The sequence below is a fragment of the Demequina phytophila genome (assembly GCF_000971135.1).
Classification (GTDB): Bacteria; Actinomycetota; Actinomycetes; order Actinomycetales; family Demequinaceae; genus Demequina; species Demequina phytophila.
The window spans coordinates 278,861-300,317 of record NZ_BBLW01000001.1; the positions used below are offsets into that span (position 1 = coordinate 278,861).

Here is a 21,457-nt window from a genome sequence, read left to right on the forward strand (position 1 = left end):
TTCCGTGCGCGGTTCAGGGGCTTTGGTCCGGGCGGGTCACCCCGCGGTGACCACGAGGACCGCCGTGTACGCGATCCAGGCCGCGAGCAGCGCCGCGCCCTCGACCCGGTTGATGCGGCCGTGCGTCCGCGGCCGGAAGCCCATGATGAGCAGGGCGGCCGTCATCGCGAGCAGGACGGGAAGGTCGCGGCTGATCGCCTCCGCGTCGACCGCCATCGGCGCGATGAGCGCCGCGATGCCCACCACGGCGAGGGTGTTGAAGATGTTGGAGCCGATGACGTTGCCGAGCACCAGCTCCGTCTCGCGGCGGCGTGCGGCGGCCACCGCGGCGGCGAGCTCGGGGGCGGACGTGCCGATCGCGACGACGGTGAGGCCGATCACCAGGTCCGACCAGCCGAGCCGCTCCGCGATCCCGACGGCGCCCCACACCAGCAGGCGCGACGCGATCACCAGGAGGACGATGCCACCGATGGTCCACGCCCACGCCGCTCGCCGGGACATGCCCGCGCGACGTTCGCGCTCCTCGACCTCGCGGGCGAGCTCGTCGACGGGGTCGGTCGGGCGAGCGCGGCGCGCGCTCAGGATCGACCACGCGAGCTGCACGCCCAGGGCGGCCAGCAGGATCACGGCGTCCCCACGGCCGATGCTGCCGTCCGCCATCACCACCGCGAGGAGCAGCGTGATGCCGAGCAGGACGGGCATCTCGCGGCTGAGCACGCCGCGGTGCACCGCGATCGGGATGAGGATCGCGGTGGTGCCGAGGATGAGGCCGATGTTCGCGATGTCGGAGCCCATCGCGTTGCCCAACGCGATCTCGGGGTTCCCGCCGGCGGCGGCGAAGCTCGACACCACCAGCTCGGGCGCGGACGTGCCGAAACCGACCACGAGCATGCCGACGAGCAGGGGCGCCATCCCCAGGTGGGTCGCGACGGCCGAGGCGCCCGACACGAACTTGTCGGCGCTCCACGCGAGGGCGAGCAGGCCCAGCAGGGTCGCGAGGATCGCCGCCGTCATGGGGTCGAGCCTAGTGAGGGGACGAGGCTCGATCCCGTTGATACGCCGGTGCGGAACTCTTCGAAGATCTCTGCACTCGCCTATCACCGCGCGGCAATCGACCACCGCGCAGCGGCGGATCGCCGGGAGTGCCGGATCTGCGCCAGGACATGGCGAAGCCCCTGGTACCCGAAGGCACCAGGGGCTCACTCGTGGAGATGCCGGGAATCGAACCCGGGTCCGCATGTCCAAACCGAAGTCTTCTCCGGGCGCAGCCTGAGGAGTATTTCTCGGCCCCCGACCCGCATCAGGCGAGCAAGTCGGATAGGCCCAGTCACCTAGAAGTCCCGCAGCCCCCGATGACGAGGGGCTGAAGCAAGTTCCCTAGTCGACGCCAGGATCCAGGACGGGAACACGCCTGGGCTGACGGACTTCATGGCGCTCGCTTAGGCAGCGAGGGCGAAGTCGGTGCGCTTGGAATCGGCACCTATTGGTTTGCTGAGGTCGTTTACGAGATAACTCAGCGTTCTCGGCCCGCTTCCCTCCGGAAGTAAACACACGTCGAAACCGATCATCCCCTGTGCAGTTATGACACCAGTCTACCGGGCGGTCCGACAGCGCCCAACCCCCTGGAGACGGGACGATGCGCGGGTTCAGCGGGCGTAAGCGTCGCCGGCCGGCGGGCCGAGCACGATCCGCCACACCCACAACGCCGCCTCCGCCGGAGGCACGTCCTCGTCGAGCTGCAGCCACGCGCCGATGACCCCCACCACGGCGCCCGACACTCCGGCGGCCACCACCTCGACGGGCGCGCCGAGCGGCATGAGCGCCTCGATCTCGGAGGCGGCGCCGCGGATCGCGTGGATCATGTGGGCGCGCAGGCGCGCGAGCACCGCGCCGTAGCCAGGTTCCGTGTAGACGCGGCGGTACAGGTCGCGATGCTCGGCGAGGTGGGTGAGGTAAGACTCGAGCACGGCGGGCGGGGCGTCCGCGCCGAGGTCCACGGTGCCGAGCTGCGCGCCGGACTCCTCCGCGACCAGGTCGAGCGCGTCCGCGAGCAGCGTCTCCTTGTCGGAGTAGTGCTGGTAGAAGGTCGACCGGTTGACGCCCGCGCGCGCGACGATGTCGCTCACGGAGATCTCCTCGAGCCCCCGCTCGCGTGCCAGGGCGAACAGCGCCTCCTGCAGGCGGGTCCGGGTCCTGACGATGCGTGCGTCCACGCGGAGATCCTCCCATCCCCAGGCCGGTTCACCAAGCGATAACCAACATTTGTCGTAGAACTCCGTGACTTGTCCTACACTGGCGGAAGCCGCCGCCGTCCGTCCCCTGGCCCTCGCCCGCGTGACCGACCGGCCGGCCCCGGCATCGTCGCCAGTCCCCTGGACCTCCCTCGAGAAAGGCTCCCCTGTGGCCCACCTCCTCTACCGCATCGGCCGTGCCTCGGCGATGCGGCCGATCATCGCGATCGTCGCGTGGATCGCCGCGCTCGGCGTCGCGGGCGGCGCGTTCGTCGCCTTCGGCGGCACGCTCACCGACAGCTTCTCCATCCCGGGCCTCGAGACCGAGAAGGTCACCGAGCAGCTCACCCAGGAGATCCCGGAGCTGGCGGGCGGGACCGCGCGCGCCGTGTTCCAGACCGAGAGCGGCGAGCCGTTCACCGCCGAGCAGGAGCAGCAGGTGAGCGACGCTCTCGCCGCGGCCGAGGAGGTCGGGACGGTCACCGGCGTGGTCGACCCCTTCGCGACCCAGGCCCAGATCGAGGAGCAGCAGGCGCAGCTCGAGGCCGCGCCGCAGCAGATCGACGACGGCCGCACCCAGCTCGAGGACGGTCAGGCGCAGCTGGACGCCGGTCAGGCGCAGCTCGATGCGGCGCGCGACGACCTCGAGGCGGGACAGGCCCAGCTCGACGCCGCGGTGCAGCAGGCGCAGGACGCCGGCACCTACGAGCTCGCGAAGGCGCAGTTCGACGCGCAGCAGGCGCAGATCGACGACGGTCTCGCGCAGCTCGACGACCAGCAGGCGCAGATCGACGCGCAGCAGACGCAGATCGACGACGGCGTCGCGGAGCTCGCGGCGCAGGAGGAGCAGCTCGCGCTCGGATCCGAGCTCGCGACCGCCGCCTCGGACATCCGCACCGTGTCCGAGGACGGCACCACCGCGCTCGGCATGATCCAGTTCGACCAGAACATCTACGAGGTGGTCCAGGAGGACAAGGACGCCGTCATCGCGGCCGTCCAGTCGGCGACCCCCGAGGGCCTGACGGTCAACTTCAGCGCCGACATCGCCACCAGCGTCGAGGGCGTCATGGGCGCCGGCGAGGTGGTGGGCGTGCTGCTGGCCTTCGTGGTGCTCATGGTCATGATGCGCGCCATCTGGCCGGCCGTCCTCCCCATCGTCAGCTCGGTCCTGGGCGTGGGCGTGGGCGTCGCGACCGCGCTGGCGTTCTCCGGCGTGGTGGAGATGTCGTCGGTCACCCCGGTGCTCGGCGTGATGCTCGCGCTCGCGGTCGGCATCGACTACTCGCTGTTCATCGTCAACCGTCACCGGCAGCAGTACAAGCGCGGCATGGACCTGCACGAGTCGATCGGCCTCGCTAACGGCACGTCGGGCAACGCCGTGGTGTTCGCCGGCTCGACCGTCATCGTGGCGCTGCTCGCGCTCAACATCACCGGTATCCCGTTCCTCGGCATCATGGGCACGGTCGGCGCGTTCTGCGTCGGCATCGCGGTCCTGGTCGCCGTGACGCTCACTCCCGCGGTGCTCGGGCTCATCGGCCACCGCGTCCTCGGCAGGAAGGCGCGCGCCACCCGCGGCGCCGCCGAGCACGCCGAGGCACCCGTCGAGCCGATGCGCACCAGCGCCGCGCTCCTGCGCTTCGCGGCAGCCGTGGTGGGCCTCCTCATCCTCGCGATCCCGGCGATGTCGATGCGCCTGGGGCTGCCGGACGGCACCCAGGAGCCCGCGGACTCGACCCAGTACATCGCGTACAAGACCCTGGACCAGAAGTTCGGCGAGGGCCTCAACGGCACGCTCCTCGTCACCGCCGACCTGCCCGAGGCGCCCTCCGACGAGGACCTGCTCGCCGCCCAGGTGGCCGTGGTGCAGGCGCTCATGGCGGACGAGGACGTCGTGGCGGTCGCGCCCGCCGGCGTGTCCGAGGACAACGGGTTCCTCGCCTTCCAGGTGATCCCCGCGGAAGGGCCGTCGAGCGAGTCGACCGAGCGCCTGGTCCACGACCTGCGCGACCTGTCACCGCTCGAGGACGGCACCGTGATCGGCGTCGCCGGCCAGGCGTCGGGAAACATCGACGTGTCCGAGAAGCTCGACGAGGCGCTGCCCGTCTACCTCGCCATCGTGGTGGGCCTGTCCATCATCATCCTCGTCGTGGTGTTCCGGTCGCTCGTGGTGCCGCTCATCGCGACCCTCGGATTCGTGCTGTCGCTGTTCGCGGCGTTCGGCATGGTGACCGCCGTGTTCCAGTGGGGATGGCTGAGCTCGATCTTCGGGGTCCACGACCCGGGCCCGATCCTGAGCTTCCTGCCGATCCTCCTCACCGGCATCCTGTTCGGCCTGGCGATGGACTACCAGCTGTTCCTCACCACGGGCATGCGCGAGGCGTACGTCCACGGCACGGACGCGCGTCGCTCGGTAGTCGCCGGCCTGCGCCACGGACGCGCGGTGGTGACGGCCGCGGCGATCATCATGATCTCCGTGTTCGGCGGCTTCGTGTTCTCCCACATCGCGATGATCCGACCCATGGGCTTCGGGCTCGCCATGGGCGTGCTGTTCGACGCGTTCGTGGTGCGCATGGTGATCGTGCCGTCGCTCATGCACCTCGTGGGCGAGAAGGCCTGGTGGCTGCCGGGCTGGCTCGACCGGATCCTGCCGAACGTCGACGTCGAGGGCGCCGCGCTCGAGCGGGAGCACCCCGTGCCTCACACGGAGGCGCAGGAGGACGATGCGGCGGCCACCACGGCCTGACCCGTCACCGGCGTCGAGGCCCGCGTTCCCGTCAGGGGGCGCGGGCCTCGTGCGGTCCGGCGGGGTTCACCAGCCTCCGCCGCCGCCGCCTCCTCCGCCGCCTCCCGAGAAGCCCCCGCCGCCGGAGAAGCCCGACCCGCCCGAGGATCCGGGCGTGGGCGCGGCCATCGCCTGGCCCGCGAGCACGCTGAAGTGGTCCATGCGGTGACCGATCCCGGCGGCGTGCATCCAGAAGTAGCCGTACGCGGCCCCGTGGTACCAGGTGGGCTCGGCGAGCTGGACGCCCTGCGCGGCGAGCTGCTCGAACTTCTTCGCCCACTGCTCGGTCACGCCGAACGCGATCGCGTACGGGAGGTAGCGGCTGAAGATGTCGTGGCCCTCCTCGAAGCGGAGCTGGTTGGCCTCGGCCTTGTCGAGGTAGAGCTCGAAGCCGCGCGCCTGCGCGAGCACGCGTGAGCCCTCGGGCGTGCGCGCCGGCGCGGCGCCCGTGGTGGCCAGCACCACCACCCCGAGCACGATCACGGCGACCGGGATGAGCGCGAGCGTGGTCATCGACGCCGCGGCGATGGTCGCGAGCACGCCGCCGATGAGCAGCGCGATCCCGCCGCCCGCCCACGCGCCGCGCGCGTGCGACGGGTTGCCGCGGAACCAGCCGAGGTGCGTGACGTTGCGATAGAGCTGCTTCTGCACGGCCGCCATGTCCGCGTGGAAGGTGGTCCTGAGGTCGCCGAGCGTCACGCGGTCGCGCCCCTCGAACACGGCGTCGAACAGCATCTGCTCGTACGGGTGGAGGCCCTCGTCCGCGTCGCGCTGCTTGACGAACGTGTAGTCCTTCTCCCCCGCCTCCTCGATCACCAGGTAGCCGCGCACCGCGAGGTCGACGATGGTCGCGGTGACGTCCCGGATGTCGGCCTTCTCGTCGATCAGCGTCCCCAGCTGGCCCGGTCGCAGCCCGTCCGGGGGTGCGAACGCGACCGCGACGGGAGCCCGCGTGTCACGCCTGCGGACCGCCGCATCGTCCCCCGCGACGGGGCCGACGCCCGGCGTGAAGTCCGCGTACTCGAGGTCCGCGCCGGTGGTCCGGATGCGGCGCACCACCAGGGCGAGCCCGCCGACCAGGATCACCAGGAACGCCCCGATGGTCCAGGCGTTCAGGCGGAAGGCGTGCGCGAGGTCGCTGCTCTCGGTGAGCTGCGGCGTGGCGTCGTAGGTGCCCGCGGGGTAGGCGACGATGACGCTCATGGGCTCGCCGGGCTCGAGCGCGCCCTGCGCGAAGGTTGCGGTGGCGCCGTCGAAGTCGACGCCGTCGCACTGGTCGAGCGTGCCCGTGGGGCCCGCGTAGCAGGCGGCCTGCCGCACCCCGGCCGCGCCCGTGACGGCGACGGAGATGTCCCTGATCGGGGTCTCCCAGGCGTCGCCGATCGCGTTCCAGTAGAACTCGTCGCCGGCGTCGGTCGCGTTGATCACGTGGTGGATCGTGTAGGTGAGGACGTATGTCTGGACGCCGGAGACGTCCCCGATGCTCTCGTCCCCCACGCGGACGGCGAGATAGTTGCCGTCCTCCTCGGTGTAGACGTGCGCGGGCGCGCCGGTCGGGGACGACGCGGAGACGTCCGTGACCTCGTAGACCCGGTCCATCGAGTCGTCGTAGCCCTGGCGGATCGGGAGGGTCCAGTACGGGCCGTGGCCGGGATCGTTCCCGAAGTCGAAGTCGATCTCGACGGTCACGTCGACGGAGCCGTCCTCCTGCAGGGCGTACGTGGCCTCCCATCGCTCGACGCTGCGCCCACCGTCGGGAGCGGCCGCGTGTGCGACCGCGGGCACGAGGGCGGCTAGCAGGGAGAACAGCAGGGCCAGGACGATGCGGCGCATGGCCCCATCATGCCGAAGCCGGCGGGGTGCGGGGAGGCGACCCGCGCATCGTCCGCCGCGTCAGCGGTTGATGCCGCGCTGGGTGCCGAACGCGCGCTCGGCCTCGCGCTTGTCCTGCTTCTCGCGCAGCGCCTGACGCTTGTCGTGCTGCTTCTTGCCGCGCGCGACGCCGATCTCCAGCTTGGCGCGGCCGTCGAGGAAGTACAGGCGCAGGGGAACGATGGTGTACCCCTTCTCGCGCGTGCGCTGCTGCAGGTCCTCGATCTCGTGGCCGTGGAGCAGCAGCTTGCGCTTGCGCCGCGGCGCGTGGTTGGTCCACGTGCCCTGCAGGTACTCGGGGATGTGGAGGTTCTCGACCCACGCCTCGCCGCCGTCGATGTAGACGTAGCCGTCGCCGATGACGGCGCGACCATGGCGCAGCGACTTGACCTCGGTACCCGTGAGGACGATCCCGGCCTCGAGGACGTCGTCGATGAAGAAGTCGTGGCGCGCGGCGCGGTTGGTCGCGATCACCTTGATGGCGTCACCCATGACCCACCTCCTGCGTCCGTCCGGGGTCGCGCCCGGTTCCGGGCGCGGCGCACCAGTCTACCGGGCGTTCCGCGCCCGTCAGCCGATCAGCGTCATCGGGTCGACGGTGTCGCCGTTGACGTAGACCTCGAAGTGCAGGTGGCAGGCCGCCGAGGTGCCGGTGTTGCCGGCGTAGCCGACCAGCTGGCCCTTGGTGACGTACTGGCCGGCGCCCACCGCGAAGGCGGACAGGTGGTTGTAGCTCGACATCAGCGACTTGCCGCCCACGTAGCCGTGGTCGATGAGCACCTCGTTGCCGAGCCCCGCCACGTACGTCGCCCACTGGACGCGACCCTCGCGGGCGGCGTAGATGGGGGTGCCGCAGTACGCGCGGATGTCCGTGCCCGCGTGCAGACGCCAGTAGTGGAGGATCGGATGGAAGCGCATGCCGTAGCTCGAGGTGACGTAGTGGCTGGGCGCGGGCCACCCGAGGGCGCCCTTGGTGAGCCCGGTGGTGGAGCCGGAGCTGGAGCCGCCGCTCGAGCCGCTGCTCGACCCACCGTTGGCGGCCGCGGCCTTGCGCGCCGCCTCCTCCGCGGCCTTGCGCTTGGCCTCCTCCTCGGCGAGCTTCTTCTTCACCAGGTTCTTGATCTGGTTGCGGGTCTGCTCCTGCTTGGCCTCGATCGCCTTCTGGCGCTCGAGCTCCTCCGCCTTCTTGGCCTCGAGCCGGGCCTTGATGCGGCTCTGCTTCGCGACGAGCGCGTCGAGCGCCTTCTTCTTGGCCTCCGCGCGCTCCTCGAGGCGCGTGGTGCGCACCACGAGCGCGTCCGCCTCGGCCTTGAGCTCGACGATGTACTCCCGCACCGCCTCCTGGCGCACCCCGCGGTTGCGGTTGACGGCCGCGATCTCCTCGACGTCGGCGAGGGCGTTGGTCTGCACGCGGGACGCGTTGTGCTCCGCGGCGAACTTGTCGACGAACTCCTGGGAGGTGCTCGCGCCGAACACGAGGCTGAGCGCCTCGTCGTCGCCGACTCCCTGGTACTGCGCCCGCGCCAGCGCGGCCACGATGTCCTGGAGCTCGACGATCCGCTCCTCGTCGGCGGCGATCTGGTCGGAGATCGCCTGGTCCTGCGCCTCGGCCGCGGCGAGCTTGTCGGCGACCAGCTTCTGCTGGACCAGCGCCTGGTCGACCTTCTCCCGCGCGTCGTCGAGCGCGGCCTGAGCTGCCGGCAGCTTGGCCTCGGTCCGGCGCAGCTGCCGGGCGGCGGCGACGATGTCGGCGCTGGTGTCCTCGAGGGCGGCCTCGAGGTCGTCGAGCTGCTGCTCGTAGTCGTCCTGCTTGTCCTTCGCCCGCTCGATGTCGTCGTCGTAGCTGGACGCCGCCTTGAACCCGTCCACCGCATCGGCCCCGGACACGACGGTGCCCGTGACGAGCGCGATGAGGAACACCGCGAACGCGGCGATGAGGGACGGGCGGTAGCGGGTCATGCGCGCGTGTACCTCCCGAGCGTCACGAGCGACGCGACGGCGGCGAGGCCCACGGCGATGACGAGGAGCCACGGCGCGACCGACCAGACCTCCTGGGTGCCGATGTACTGCACCCAGGTGACGGAGCTGCGCAGCCAGTCCTCGATGAGGTAGCGGACGCCGAAGAAGAGGCCGGCGACGGCGAGCAGCGCGCCGCCCGTGGCCGCGACGGCGCCCTCGAGCATGAACGGCATCTGGATGAGCGAGCGGGAGGAGCCGACCATGCGCATGATCTGGGTCTCGCGGCGCCGGCTCAGCGCGCTCAGGCGGATCGTGGTGGTGATGAGCAGCATCGCGGCGAGCAGCATGACGGCCGCGAGCGCCGCGGCGACCACGGTCGCGGCGTTGAGGAACCGGAACAGCTCCGAGAAGATCTCGCGCTGGTCGCGCACCACGTCGACGCCCGGGAGCCCCTCGGTCGCGTCCGCGACCACCTGGTACTGCTCGGGGTCGGAGAGCTTGACGCGGAAGCTGGGCTGCATCTGGTCGGCGGTCAGCGAGGACCAGATGCCCTCGTCGTCGTTCGCGACGAACTTGTCGTACGCCTGCTCACGCGACTCGTAGTAGACCTCCTGCACCAGTCCGGCGAGGGCGCCGTCCTCGAGCACGCCGCGGATCGCATCCTCCTGCTCTGGCGTGACCGCCCCCTCGGCGCAGCGCTCGTTGCGGGAGTTCTCGGGGCACAGGAAGATCGAGATCTCGACCTTGCCGTACCAGTCGTCCTTGAGCTGGTCGATCTGCATCTGCGTAAGCGCGGCGGCGCCCACGAACATGAGCGACACGAACGTGACGAGCACCACGGACAGCGCCATGGTGCCGTTGCGACGGAGGCCGTTGACCACCTCGCCCAGGATGAAGCGGAGCCTCACACGCGCTCCAACCCGTAGACGCCGCGGTCCTGGTCACGGACCAGCTGGCCGCCGCGGAGCTCGATGACGCGCTTGCGCATCTGGTCGACGATCTCGTCGTCGTGGGTGGCCATCAGCACGGTGGTGCCGGTGCGGTTGATGCGGTCGAGCAGGCGCATGATGCCCACCGAGGTGCCGGGGTCGAGGTTGCCGGTCGGCTCGTCGCACAGCAGGATCGGCGGGTGGTTGACGAACGCGCGCGCGATGGCCACGCGCTGCTGCTCGCCGCCGGACAGCTCGTGCGGCATGCGCCGCTCCTTGCCCGACAGCCCCACCAGCTCGAGCATCTCGGGCACCGTCGACTGGATGTGGTGGCGGCTCTTGCCGATCACCTGGAGCGCGAACGCGACGTTCTGGTAGACGGTCTTGTTCGGCAGCAGGCGGAAGTCCTGGAACACGGCGCCGATCTCACGGCGCAGGTGCGGCACGCGCCACGCGGACAGCTTGTTGAGGTGGCGGCCCGCGACGTAGACGTCCCCGCCCGTGGGGCGCTCCTCGCGCAGGATCAGCTTGAGGAATGTCGACTTGCCCGAACCGGACGAGCCCACGAGGAACACGAAGTCGCCGCGTTCGATCTCCACGGAGATGGAGTCGAGCGCGGGACGGGCGCCCCGCTTGTAGACCTTGGTGGCGTTGTCGAGTCGAATCATGTGATGCGCGGGCGCGAGGGGTAGGAGACCCGCGCCACCTGTGCATCGTAGGAACGGGGTCCGCGGGGTCCGGGGAGGCGCGCCGCACCGGGCGTGTCCCGTTGGCCGCGCGCCGACAGTTAGCCAAGCGCAAACCACTTCGCTCCGCACGGTCTGCAAGGCGACACGCGGGGCCCGGCCAGCGCATCGTCCCTCATGGACGGCGTGTCTCCGCTGAGACCGTGCGAAGCGAATCGGGACGGCCGGGGTCAGTCCTCGTTCTGCGAGGAGCGGCGCCAGCGGATGCCGGCGTCGATGAAGCCGTCGAGGTCGCCGTCGAACACGATCTGCGGGTTGCCCACCTCGTAGCCGGTGCGCAGGTCCTTGACCAGCTGCTGGCCGTAGAGGAAGTACGAGCGCATCTGGTCGCCCCACGAGGCCTTGATGTCGCCCGCGAGCTCCTTCTTCTGCGCCGCCTCCTGCTCCTTCTTGAGCAGCAGCAGCCGCGACTGGAGCACGCGCATGGCGGCCGCGCGGTTCTGGATCTGCGACTTCTCGTCCTGCATCGACACGACGATGCCGGTCGGGAGGTGGGTGAGGCGCACCGCGGAGTCGGTGGTGTTGACCGACTGGCCGCCGGGGCCTGACGAGCGGAACACGTCGACCTTGATCTCGGACTCGGGGACCTCGATGTGGTCGGTGGACTCGATCTGCGGGATCACCTCGACGGCCGCGAAGGACGTCTGGCGCTTGTCCGCCGAGCCGAACGGGCTGATGCGCGCGAGGCGGTGCGTGCCCGCCTCGACCGACAGGGTGCCGAACGCGTACGGCGCGTTGAGCTCGAAGGTCGCGGACTTGATGCCCGCGCCCTCCGCGTACGAGGTGTCGAGCACCTTGGTCTGGTAGCCGTGACGCTCGGCCCAGCGCAGGTACATGCGCAGGAGCATCTCGGCGAAGTCGGTCGCGTCGTCGCCGCCGGCGCCGGAGCGGATGGTCACCACGGCGTTGCGCTCGTCCCACTCCCCCGTCATGAGGGTGCGGATCTCGAGCGCCGCGAGGTCCTTCTTGATACCCACGAGGTCCGCGTCGGCCTCGGCGAGCGTGTCCTCGTCCTCGCCCTCGGTGCCCAGCTCCACCAATACCTCGAGGTCGTCGATGCGGGAACCCATGCGGGCGACGCGCTCGAGCTCGGCGTTGGCCTGGCTCAGCTGGCTCGTGACGGCCTGCGCGTTCTCCTGGTCGTCCCACAGGTCGGGGGCGGCGGCCTGCTCCTCGAGCTCGGCGATGCGCGCCTTGAGCCTGGTCGGGTCGGTCACCGCCTCGATCTGGGAGAAGGTCGAGCGGAGCTCCTGGATCTCGGTCGCGAAGTCGGTGGCCACGAGGGTCAAGTCTAGTGGCGCGCGTGCGGGGCGCGTGCGGGGCGGGCCCGCTCAGCCGCCGCTGACGGCGTCGAGCGCGTCCTTCGCGGAGCCCACGGCGTCCTCGACGCCCTTCTTGGCGTCCTCGACCTTCTGCTGGGTGTCCTCGACCTGGTCCTGGATCTCCTTCGCGCGCTCCTCGGCCTGCTCCTGCACGTCCTTGGCCTTGCCGATCGCGTCCTCGACGCCCGCCGTGGCGTCCGCGACGGAGCCGGCGACGTCGCCGCAGCCGGTGAGGACGGTCGACAGCGCGGCGGCGGACACGGCGAGGGAGACGATGCGGCGGTTCATGGCCCCATCATGGCAAACCCGGGCGACGGCCAGGTGCGGCGGGACGATGCGGCGGCCCGGGCATCGTCCCCCGTCGCCCGGGCGGGGGCCCGGTACGCAACATGGCGGCAACTATCGCCCGCTAGGCTGAGGGGTGCCCCGCGAACGTCGCGGGGTCACCACCCCACGGAGGTCACCCGCGTGAGCCCTGCCCGCCTTCCCACCGTCCCCGCCGCGCCCGGGCTCACGCTCATCACGGGGGCGACGGTGATCGACGGCACGGGGGCAGAACCGCGCGAGGGGTGCGACGTCGAGATCCGCGACGGCATCATCACCGCGGTGGGTCCGACGAGCCCCGCGGCCGCGCGCCCGGACACCCTCGTCGACGGCGCGGGCGCCTGGCTGATGCCGGGGTTCGTGGACGCGCACGTGCACCTCACCATGCCCAACGGCGCGCGTCCCGAGGACGAGCGCCTCAAGTTCGCCGAGGAGCATGCCTTCGCGACCGCCGAGTCGATGCGCCTCACCCTCGAGGCGGGCGTGACGGCCGCGCGGGACCTGTCCGGCCTCACCCCGGGCTACCGCAACGCCGTCGCCCAGGGGCTGATCACGGGACCGCGCATGCACATGTCGATCGCTCTCCTGTCCCCCACCGGCGGGCACGCGGACCCGGTCCACGCGAACGGCAGCGTCGCCGGCTACGTCGCCTACGAGGCGATCCCCAGCTGGGCCGTCGTGGACACGGACGACGAGGTGATCAAGGCGGTCCGGGCGCTGATGCGCACCGGCGCCGACGTGATCAAGGTGTGCACCACGGGCGGCATCTCCACCCCCACGGACAGCCCGGACGACCTGGGGCTGAGCGAGGAGCAGGTGCGTCTCATCGCCGCGGAGGTGACCCGGCGCGGCGGTCGCGCGATCGCGGCGCACGCGCAGGGCAACGCGGGCGCGCTCGCCGCCGTGCGCGGCGGCACCACCAGCCTCGAGCACGGCTACGAGATGTCCGAGGAGCTCATCGAGGAGATGCGAGCGCGCGGCACGGTGCTGGTCCCGACGCTGTCCACCCTGTCCCTCACCCCCGACCCGGCCGTCAAGCCTGCCGCGGTGGTGGCCAAGAAGAAGGAGTGGCAGGTGCGCGGGCGCGATGCGGCCTCGCGGGCGATCGCCGCGGGCATCCCGGTGGCGCTCGGCACCGACGCGGGCATCCACCCGCACGGCCGCAACCTCGCCGAGCTGGGCCACCTGGTGGACGCCGGCATGACCCCGCTCGCGGCGATCCACGCGGGCACGCAGGCCGGTGCCCGGCTGCTGGGCCTCGACGCCCACGTGGGTACCGTCGCGCCTGGCATGCTCGCCGACCTGGTGCTGACGGGCGTGGACCCGCTGACACGGATCCACGCCCTGGCGGACGCCCGCACGGTGGAGGCCGTGATGCAGGGAGGCCGCGTGGTCAAGGACGCCGCGGGACGCGCGACGGCGCCCCGCGGCTGACCGCTCAGGCGCGGGCGGGCTCCTCGCTCGCTGTCTCGGCGCCTGCGGGGACCTCGGCGGTGGCGGCCGCGCGACGTCGCGCCCGCGCGGTCGCCGCCCATGCCACGCCCGCGGTGATCGCGCAGGCGACGAACAGCACCGAGGAGAGGTACGGCAGCTGCTCGAGCCGCCCCTGGTCCACCTGCGCGCTCGCCAGCGCGGCACCGATCGAGGTGCCGGTGTAGATCAGCGACGAGTTGATGCCGACCACCACATTCACGTGGCGGCCGGAGTGCCCGACGATGAGGGCCTGCAGCGGCGGGTTGATCGCCCACGAGCAGAATCCCCACGCGAGCAGCAGCAGGGCGGCCGGCAGCGGGCCGGACACCAGCGCGAGGCCTCCCACGGAGACCGCCGCCGCGACGCCGAGCGCCGTGAGGATCCGGGCGGGTCCGAGCCTGTCGGCGAGGCCGCCCAGGACGCCGTTGCCGGCGAGGCCCGCGATCCCGTAGCAGAGCAGCAGCGCGGACAGCAGCGCACCGGACGCGCCCGTGGTGGACTCCAGGAACGGCGCGATGAAGGTGTTGAGCCCACCCGTCGCCGCCCCCTCGAGCAGTGCGGTCGCGAGCGTCGCGCCCAGCACCAGAGCGGCCGAGGCCCACACGGTGGCAGCGCCGTGCTCGCGCCGGCGCGCCTCCGCGCCCGCGAGCCGCAGCTCCGCCTGCCAGGGGCGCAGGGCCGCGACGGCGACGCAGACCAGCACCGCGAGCGTGCCGACCATGATGAATGCGGCGCGCGCGCCCACGGTGGCGCCGAGCAGGTTGCCCAGCGGTGCGCCGACGAGCGACGAGGCGACCATGCCGGTGAAGGAGATGGACAGCGCGCGCGAGCGATGCGCGCCCGCGACGATGCTGCCGGCGTGCACGGTGCACATGGGCACCACGCCGGCGACGGCGACCGCCTGCGCGACACGGGCGACCATCAGCTGCGACACGGTGTCCACCTGGGACACGGCGACGGCCGCGGCCGCCACCAGGGGCAGCGCGACCATCATCACCGTGTACGGCTCGAGCCGGCGCACGCTCCACGCGATGACCGGCGCCGCGACGGCGTAGGCGAGGCCGAACACGGCGTTCGACCGCCCGACATCGGCAAGCGAGATGCCCGTCTCCTCAGCGAACGCGGACAGCACGCCCGGCACCAGCATCGAGCCGAGCGTCGCCGCGAACACCGCGCCCGCGAGCACCCAGAGCGTCAGCAGGGTGCGACGCGAGACCCCGCTCACGCGTCGGCGGGAACGGCCGCGCCCTCGAGCGAACCCAGCCAGCGCATCGTCTCCGCGGACGTGACCAGGGAGCCGTGCTGGAGGTAGTGGATCATCTCGAGCGCGTCGTCGTGCGCCTGGAGCGAGGAGCCCATCACCACGTCGGTCACCACGTTGAGGTGGAAGTCGCGCTGGTGCGCGTCGACCGCGGTGTAGAGGATGCAGATGTCCGTGAAGCCGCCGATGAGCACGAGCGTCTCCGCCTTGTAGGCCTTGAGGACGATGTCGAGCTCGGTGCCGAAGAACCCGCTGTAGCGGCGCTTGCGGATGTGGAACTCGTCGGGCGTGGGCTCGAGGCCCTCGGCCAGCTCGGTGTACTTGTTGCCCTCGATGCAGTGCGGGCCCTCGGAGCCGTCGAGCTCGCGCCCGATGTCGGTGAGGTGCGGCTTGTGGACCTCCTGGATCCACACGACGGGTACGCCCTTGGCGCGGGCCTCCGCGACCATCGTGACGGCCTTGTCCCGCTGCGCGGGGATGTCGAACGGGTCGTCCTGGGACATGGGGCCGTCCATCGGGCCGCCCTGGAAGTCGACCACCACGAGCACGGTGGAGCCGTGGATGTTCATGCGTCCTCCTTCGAGGTCTCGGTGGTGGGCTGCGGGAGCGCGTCGAGCCAGGCGTCGACCGCCTCGAGCGAGACGAGGGCGTCGCGCTGGAGGTACTTCATCGCGCGCAGCGCGGCGTCGTGGAGCTTCTGGCCCGAGCCGATCACCATGTCGGTGACGGTCCGGAAGCGGTAGTCGAGCTGATGCGCGTCGACCGCGGTGTAGTGGATGCACACGTCCGTCATCCCGCCGATGAGGATGAGGGTCTCGGCCTTGTAGCCCTTGAGCACGATGTCGAGCTCGGAGCCGAAGAACGCGCTGTAGCGGCGCTTCTTGATCAGGTACTCCTCGGGGCGGGGCTCGAGCCCGGGGTGGAGGTCGGTGCGCGGGTCGCCCTCGACGCAGTGGACGTTCTCATTGCCGTCGAGCTCGCGACCGATGTCGATCAGCGAGGGCTTGTGCACCTCCTGGATGAAGACCACGGGCACGCCCTTCGCGCGGAAGCGGGCGACCATGTCGACCGCCTTCGCGTTGCGTTCGGGCCGGCCGGGCATGTAGCCGGGCTTGTCCGCGCCGAACGACGACGGCTGGCCGCCGCCCTGGATGTCGACCACCACGAGGACGGCGTTGCCGACCACGTCGAGGGTGTCGGAGGGGGTGATGTCTGTCACCTGAAGTGGCATGAGGGGGTCCTTTCCGAGATCAGGAGAGCCGGACGCGGGGGTCGACGGCCGCGAGCGCGACGTCGACCAGGGTGTTGAGGATCACGTAGACGGCGCCGAGGATGAGGCACACGGCAGCGATGGCCGGGAAGTCGCCGACGCCGATCGCGCCGGAGAGGTAGGAGCCGAGGCCGTTCCACGAGAACACCTGCTCGACGACCACCAGGCTCGACACCATGAACCCCGCCTGAACGGCGAGGAGGGACAGCGCCGGCGAGGAGGCGTTGCGCAGCGCGTGACGGCGCAGCACCGTGCCCTCGCGCTCCCCGAGCGCGCGGGCGGTCCGCGCCCACGGCGAGCCGAGCGAGGAGGAGATGCCGTCCGCGAGCACGCGCGCCAGGGCGACGCCCGAGCCCACCGCGGCGGCGAGCGCGGGCAGCAGCAGGTGCTGGATCGCGTCCCAGGTGTAGGTGGGGCTGCCGTGCAGGATGCCGTCGAGGACGTAGAAGCCGGTCGCGTCCTCATAGGGGCCATAGGAGGAGCGGCCCGCGGCGGGGAGGGCGCCGTCCAGCCACTTGTAGAACACGAGCACGGAGAGCATCGCGATGAGGAACGACGGCGCGGACGCCGCGGAGAAGAACACGAAGCGCATGAACGCCCCGAACCGTCCCGGTCGCGAGTACAGCGAGGCGAGCGAGACGCCGATCACGACGGTGAGGGCGAGGGCCCAGCCCGCGAGCTCGAGCGTCGCGGGCAGGCGGGTCGACAGCTCGTCCGCGATGGGCCGCTTGGAGGAGAGCGAGATGCCGAAGTCGCCCTGGACGGCGCCCGCGACGAAGGACCCGAACTGCACGGGGATGGGGTTGTCGAGCCCGAGCTCCTCGCGCGCGGCCTCGACGGCCTCCGCGCTCGCGTTCACGCCGACGTACGTGCGGACCGGGTCGGAGTCCGCGACCTTGCCGAGGGTGAACACCAGCAGGGTGAGGAAGAACAGCACCACCGCGAGCGAGCCGAGGCGCTTGGCGACGAAGACCAGCATGGTCACACACCCGTCCGCCGGAGCATGACGCGCAGGGCGTCGCCGGCATAGTTGAAGACGAAGGCCAGCAGGCCGATCGCGAGGCTCGGGAGGACCGCGACCCACCACGCGTTGAGGAAGTACTTCATGCCGTCCGAGGCCATGCGGCCGAGCTCGGGGGCCGGTGCCGGGGTGCCGAGGCCGATGAAGGACAGCGCGGCGAGGGTCATGACGACGGCGCCGATGTCGAGGCTCGCCGTCACCACGACGGTGGGCGTGACCGCGGGCACCACGTGGCGCCACAGCAGCTTCCAGCCGCGCACGCCCGCGACCCGCGCCGCCTGGACGTGGGGCAGCGCGGCGACGCGGCGCACCTCGCCGCGCACCAGGCGGGCGTACAGCGGCCACCACACGACGATGATGCCGATCATCGCGGATCCGAGGGACTGGCCGATCGCGGCGGCGATCGCCATCGCGATGATCATCGCGGGGAACGCGAGGAAGAGGTCGGTGAAGCGCATGAGCGCACTGTCGATCCACCCGCCCCTGAAGCCGGCGACCACGCCGATCAGCGTGCCGATCGCGGCGGCGATCAGCGTCACCACGACGGCGGCGAAGAGGCTGCGCTGCATGCCCGCGACCAGCCGGGTCGCCATGTCCATGCCGAGCACGTCGGTGCCGAGCAGGTGCCCGGGCGACAGCGGCGGCAGGAGCTGCTCGCCCGAGGGGATGATCGCGCTGTACGGCATGAGGACGGGGCCGACGACGGCGATCAGCACGGTCAGCGCCACCGCGATCAGCGAGAGCTTCTCCCCCATCCCGAGGGCGGACCACGCGCCGTCGGGACGGTCGGGGGTGGGCCGCTCGAGCCGCTTGAGCGTGCGCCTAGGCGAGTACAGCATCGACGAGCCTCCGGCCGTAGTCCGTGGTGATGTCCTGCGCGAGCCGCTCGGCGCCGACCGTCTCGACGATCTCGCCGCCGGTCATGACGAGCACGCGGTCGGCGATCAGCCGCGCAGCGGCAAGGTCGTGCGTCACGAACATCACGGAGATGCCGAGCGAATGCCGGAGCAGGTTGATGAGGTTGAGCACCGAGCACGCGACGGACACATCCAGCGCGCTCGTGGGTTCGTCGCACAGCAGCACGGACGGCGGCACCACCACCGCCCGCGCGATCGCCACGCGTTGCTGCTGGCCGCCCGACAGCTGCGTGGGCCGGGCCGCGAGCACGGACTCGTCGAGGCCCACCAGCTCGAGGGTGCTGAGAGCGAGGGCGCGCATCTGGGCGCGCGACATGCCGGCACCCGTGGTGGTGTGCTCGATGCGCTCGCGCAGGAGCTCCTCGACCGTGCGCCACGGCGTGAGGGAGGCGCCCGCATCCTGGAAGATCACCTGGGTGCCCTCGCCTGCGACACCCTGCGAGTCGACGGAGCCGGTATCGGGCTTCTCGATCCCCGCCGCGATCCGCAGCAGCGTCGACTTGCCCGATCCGGACTCGCCGACGAGCGCGACCGCCTCGCGGTAACCGATCTCGAAGGACACGTTCGTAAGCACGTGGTTCCCCACCTTGCGCCCCTTGACGCGGGACCAGTAGGTCTTGTCGACCTCGTTGACCGCGAGCGAGGGCCGGGTGACGTGCTCGACGAGCCGGACGTCGGTCAGGCCGCTTGCCGCTCCGACCGCCGCGGTGCGTCCCATGAAGCGCTCCCACTCGAGGTCGCCCGCACCCCACGCGTCGGCGACGCCCTCGTCCGGCCGCCCCTGCTCGCTCAACACGTCCCGCATGGACGCCACGACGGCCGGCTCGGGAGCGCCGACGGGGCGCATGCGGTCCGTGGTCAGGGTGATGCGGGAGGCCATGAGCCGCTGCGTGTAGGCGTCCTCGGGACGCGCGATGACGTCGCCGGCGGGGCCGGTCTCGACCACCAGGCCGTCCTTCATCACGGCGATGTCGTCGCACATGTGGCGGGCGACGCCCAGGTCGTGGGTGACGAAGAGGACCGCGCACCCGGCGCCCTCGATCGCCTCGCGCAGCACGCTCAGCACCTCGGCCTGCACGGACACGTCGAGCGCGGTGGTCGGCTCGTCGGCGACCAGGAGACGGGGCTGCGGCGCCAGCGCGAGCGCGATCATCACGCGCTGGCGCATACCGCCGGACAGCTGGTGGGGGTACTTCTTGAGCACCTCGCCCGCGCGGCGGATCTGGACGCGCTCGAGGGCGGCGACCGAGGCCTCGGCGGAGCCGGTGTAGCGGTTGAGCATCCGACCGATGGTCATGGTCGGGTCGAGCGAGCGCATCGGGTCCTGGAACACGGACGTGACGTCGCGGCCGCGCACCTGCGCCCACGCGGGGTCCGTGATGGGGGTGAGGTCGCGGCCCGCGATGGCGATGCGCCCCGTCGCGTGCGCGGAGCCGTCCGCCGCGATGATGCCCTGGACGGCGGCGCCGATGGTCGACTTGCCCGAGCCGGACTCGCCGACGAGGCCCAGGCAGCGGCCCGCGGCGATCGACAGCGACACGTCCTGGACGGCGGTGACGACGCGTCCGCGGCCGCGGTACGTCACCGTGAGGTCGGAGACCGTGAGGACGGTCGGTTCGGCCATGGTGCCTCTCCTTCGCGAGGGGCGGCCTCCCGTGGCGGCGTGAGGGGGCGCCGCCACGGGAGGCCTGTTCGGGGTGGGCCCTACTGGCCCGGGGTGAGCTGCGTGAAGTCGAACGTGATGCCCAGCAGCGGGTAGCTCGCCGACTCGGCGCCCGTGATCCCCGCCTGGAAGGCTGCGGAGACCTTGAGGTCGGCGACCGTGTAGTAGTCGGCCGAGTCGGTGATCAGGTCCGTGACCTCGCCGTACAGGGAGTGGTCGCCGGTCTCGATGGCCTCGTCGAGGACAGCGTCGAGCCCCTCGATCTCCGGGTAGAAGAGATTGAGGCCACCGCTGGACGAGTACAGCAGGCGCGCCCAGGCGTCGGGGTGGGCGGCGTCGGGGAAGACGCTCATCAGCGTGATGTCGGGCGCCTTCTCGGGGTCGAAGACCGTGGACCAGTACGCGCTGGACTCCAGGCCGACCGACTCCGCGGTGATCCCCACGGTGTTGAGCTGTGCCGCGAGGTTGTCCGCGATGTCCTGCCCGCCGGGGACGTAGGACGGGTAGTTGATGGAGATCTTCTGACCCGCGAGATCGCCCTCGGCGAGCGCGGCGAGCGCGTCCGCGTCGTATTCGATGCCGGTCTGGTTGAGGTCGGAGTCGACCAGCGTCGACGGGAACACGCCCGTCGAGGTGGTGCCGAGCTCGCCGTACACGGACTGCACGATGCCGTCCCAGTCGACGCCGGACAGGAGCGCCTGACGGGTCTCGACGTCCGCGAGCGCGGCGCGGCCGGGGTTGAGGTAGACCACGGGCGCCATCATCGAGGGGTACGTGTACGCGTTGAGGTCCGCGTTCTGGCTGAGCGCGTCGAACAGCGGCTTGTTGGCGGAGCCGATGTAGCCGTCGAGCTCGCCGCTCTCCAGCTGGAGCTGGATGGTGTTGGTGGAGTCGAGGATGTGGAACTCGATCGACTCGTAGCCGCCGGTGTCGCCCCAGTAGGAGTCGTTCGCGGTGAGCTCGTAGTTGACGCCCTCGTCGAAGGTGCCGTACTGGAACGGTCCGGTGCCGGCGGAGTTCGCGGCGAACCACTCGGCGTCGTCGCCGTGGGCGGTGAGCGCCTCCGGCGAGATCATCTTGAGGCCGAACGGCGACGCGAGGTAGTCGAGGAACGCGTCGTTCGGCGCCTCGAGGGTGAAGACCACCTCGGTGTCGGACGGGGTGTCGATCGAGGCGATGCCGCCCACCAGGTACGCGGGTCCGGACTCGCCCGCGGTGAGGAGGCGGTCGACGGACGGCTGCACCGCGGCGGAGGTGAACGGCGTGCCGTCGGCGAAGGTCACGCCCTCGCGGAGCGTGAACGTGTAGGTGAGGCCGTCCTCGGACACGGTCCACTCGGTCGCGAGCGACGGCACGATCTCCGCCTCCTCGGTGCCGGTCGCGTACTTGACGAGGCCCTCGTAGGCTGCGAGGACCAGGTTCATCTCGGAGCCGTTGTACGCGCTGCTCGGGTCGGGCGCCGAGATGTCGGAGGAGAGGCCCATGTCGAGCGTGGTGTCGACGTCGGCGGCGCCGGATGCTCCGGCCGACTGGCCGGGCAGCGACTCCTCGGCGCTCGAGCAGGCGGTGAGCCCGAGCGCCAGAGCGGCGGCTCCGGCGAGGGCGAAGGTGGTGCGGCGGTTCACTGCTGGCTCCTTCGATGAGGGTTCGGGGGACCGTTGGGGGGAACGGTACGGAGAACCTATCG

18 protein-coding genes and 1 other RNA gene are annotated in these 21,457 nt (G+C 71.3%); 2 read left to right on the forward strand and 17 right to left on the reverse strand.

Annotated features, from left to right (window positions below):
* Positions 1 to 36: 36 nt before the first annotated feature.
* The 3 genes from AOM01_RS01390 to AOM01_RS01400 all read right to left on the reverse strand — a co-directional run bounded on the left by AOM01_RS01390 (position 37) and on the right by AOM01_RS01400 (position 2,213).
* The gene (locus AOM01_RS01390) at positions 37 to 1,014 is read right to left on the reverse strand and encodes a calcium/sodium antiporter (protein ID WP_062287861.1); all 978 of its coding nucleotides are present in this window, start codon (positions 1,012 to 1,014) and stop codon (positions 37 to 39) included.
* Positions 1,015 to 1,203: 189 nt separating this feature from the next.
* Positions 1,204 to 1,572: a transfer-messenger RNA gene (gene ssrA / locus AOM01_RS01395) on the reverse strand.
* A gap of 74 nt (positions 1,573 to 1,646) precedes the next feature.
* Positions 1,647 to 2,213 (reverse strand): TetR/AcrR family transcriptional regulator, encoded by a 567-nt coding sequence (locus AOM01_RS01400; RefSeq protein WP_062287866.1) that lies wholly within the window; start codon positions 2,211 to 2,213, stop codon positions 1,647 to 1,649.
* 187 nt (positions 2,214 to 2,400) lie between these two features.
* Between AOM01_RS01400 and AOM01_RS01405 the strand changes: the two genes are divergently transcribed.
* Positions 2,401 to 4,974, forward strand: a complete 2,574-nt coding sequence (locus AOM01_RS01405) for an MMPL family transporter (protein ID WP_062287869.1) — start codon at positions 2,401 to 2,403, stop codon at positions 4,972 to 4,974.
* Positions 4,975 to 5,040: 66 nt separating this feature from the next.
* Here AOM01_RS01405 and AOM01_RS01410 read toward each other — a convergent pair whose 3' ends face one another.
* The 7 genes from AOM01_RS01410 to AOM01_RS01440 form a co-directional block, all read right to left on the reverse strand.
* Positions 5,041 to 6,846 carry a DUF2207 domain-containing protein gene (locus tag AOM01_RS01410; protein WP_062287872.1) on the reverse strand — a complete coding sequence of 602 codons (1,806 nt, stop codon included), beginning with the start codon at positions 6,844 to 6,846 and terminating at the stop codon, positions 5,041 to 5,043.
* 60 nt (positions 6,847 to 6,906) lie between these two features.
* Entirely contained in the window at positions 6,907 to 7,377 is a 471-nt protein-coding gene (smpB, locus tag AOM01_RS01415) for an SsrA-binding protein SmpB (protein ID WP_062287875.1), read from the reverse strand.
* A 78-nt stretch (positions 7,378 to 7,455) separates the two neighbouring features.
* Entirely contained in the window at positions 7,456 to 8,844 is a 1,389-nt protein-coding gene (locus AOM01_RS01420) for a M23 family metallopeptidase (protein WP_062287878.1), read from the reverse strand.
* Positions 8,841 to 9,752 (reverse strand): permease-like cell division protein FtsX, encoded by a 912-nt coding sequence (gene ftsX / locus AOM01_RS01425; RefSeq protein WP_062287880.1) that lies wholly within the window; start codon positions 9,750 to 9,752, stop codon positions 8,841 to 8,843. The genes AOM01_RS01420 and ftsX overlap by 4 nt, the downstream gene beginning before the upstream one ends.
* Positions 9,749 to 10,441, reverse strand: coding sequence for a cell division ATP-binding protein FtsE (gene ftsE / locus AOM01_RS01430; protein WP_062287883.1), 693 nt, complete (start codon positions 10,439 to 10,441; stop codon positions 9,749 to 9,751). Before ftsE ends, ftsX begins: the two co-directional genes overlap by 4 nt.
* A gap of 248 nt (positions 10,442 to 10,689) precedes the next feature.
* Positions 10,690 to 11,799 (reverse strand): peptide chain release factor 2, encoded by a 1,110-nt coding sequence (gene prfB / locus AOM01_RS01435; protein WP_062287886.1) that lies wholly within the window; start codon positions 11,797 to 11,799, stop codon positions 10,690 to 10,692.
* 51 nt (positions 11,800 to 11,850) lie between these two features.
* Complete coding sequence (locus AOM01_RS01440; RefSeq protein ID WP_062287889.1) at positions 11,851 to 12,129, reverse strand: hypothetical protein; 279 nt, start codon at positions 12,127 to 12,129, stop codon at positions 11,851 to 11,853.
* Positions 12,130 to 12,309: 180 nt separating this feature from the next.
* On the opposite strand from AOM01_RS01440, the gene AOM01_RS01445 reads away from it, so the two are divergent.
* On the forward strand, positions 12,310 to 13,599 hold the full coding sequence (locus AOM01_RS01445; protein WP_169746496.1) for a metal-dependent hydrolase family protein: 1,290 nt from the start codon (positions 12,310 to 12,312) through the stop codon (positions 13,597 to 13,599).
* A gap of 4 nt (positions 13,600 to 13,603) precedes the next feature.
* On the opposite strand, the gene AOM01_RS01450 is transcribed toward AOM01_RS01445, so the two are convergent.
* The 7 genes from AOM01_RS01450 to AOM01_RS01480 form a co-directional block, all read right to left on the reverse strand.
* Complete coding sequence (locus tag AOM01_RS01450; RefSeq protein ID WP_062287892.1) at positions 13,604 to 14,863, reverse strand: MFS transporter; 1,260 nt, start codon at positions 14,861 to 14,863, stop codon at positions 13,604 to 13,606.
* Positions 14,860 to 15,468 (reverse strand): cysteine hydrolase family protein, encoded by a 609-nt coding sequence (locus tag AOM01_RS01455; RefSeq protein ID WP_062287895.1) that lies wholly within the window; start codon positions 15,466 to 15,468, stop codon positions 14,860 to 14,862. The genes AOM01_RS01450 and AOM01_RS01455 overlap by 4 nt, the downstream gene beginning before the upstream one ends.
* Positions 15,465 to 16,130 (reverse strand): cysteine hydrolase family protein, encoded by a 666-nt coding sequence (locus tag AOM01_RS01460; RefSeq protein ID WP_062287898.1) that lies wholly within the window; start codon positions 16,128 to 16,130, stop codon positions 15,465 to 15,467. The genes AOM01_RS01455 and AOM01_RS01460 overlap by 4 nt, the downstream gene beginning before the upstream one ends.
* Before the next feature lie 19 nt (positions 16,131 to 16,149).
* Entirely contained in the window at positions 16,150 to 17,148 is a 999-nt protein-coding gene (locus AOM01_RS01465) for an ABC transporter permease (RefSeq protein WP_062287900.1), read from the reverse strand.
* A 2-nt stretch (positions 17,149 to 17,150) separates the two neighbouring features.
* Positions 17,151 to 18,029 (reverse strand): ABC transporter permease, encoded by an 879-nt coding sequence (locus AOM01_RS01470; RefSeq protein WP_062287903.1) that lies wholly within the window; start codon positions 18,027 to 18,029, stop codon positions 17,151 to 17,153.
* The gene (locus tag AOM01_RS01475; RefSeq protein ID WP_062287906.1) at positions 18,013 to 19,731 is read right to left on the reverse strand and encodes an ATP-binding cassette domain-containing protein; all 1,719 of its coding nucleotides are present in this window, start codon (positions 19,729 to 19,731) and stop codon (positions 18,013 to 18,015) included. Before AOM01_RS01475 ends, AOM01_RS01470 begins: the two co-directional genes overlap by 17 nt.
* 80 nt (positions 19,732 to 19,811) lie before the next feature.
* Positions 19,812 to 21,395, reverse strand: coding sequence for an ABC transporter substrate-binding protein (locus tag AOM01_RS01480; protein ID WP_062287909.1), 1,584 nt, complete (start codon positions 21,393 to 21,395; stop codon positions 19,812 to 19,814).
* Positions 21,396 to 21,457 lie beyond the last annotated feature (62 nt).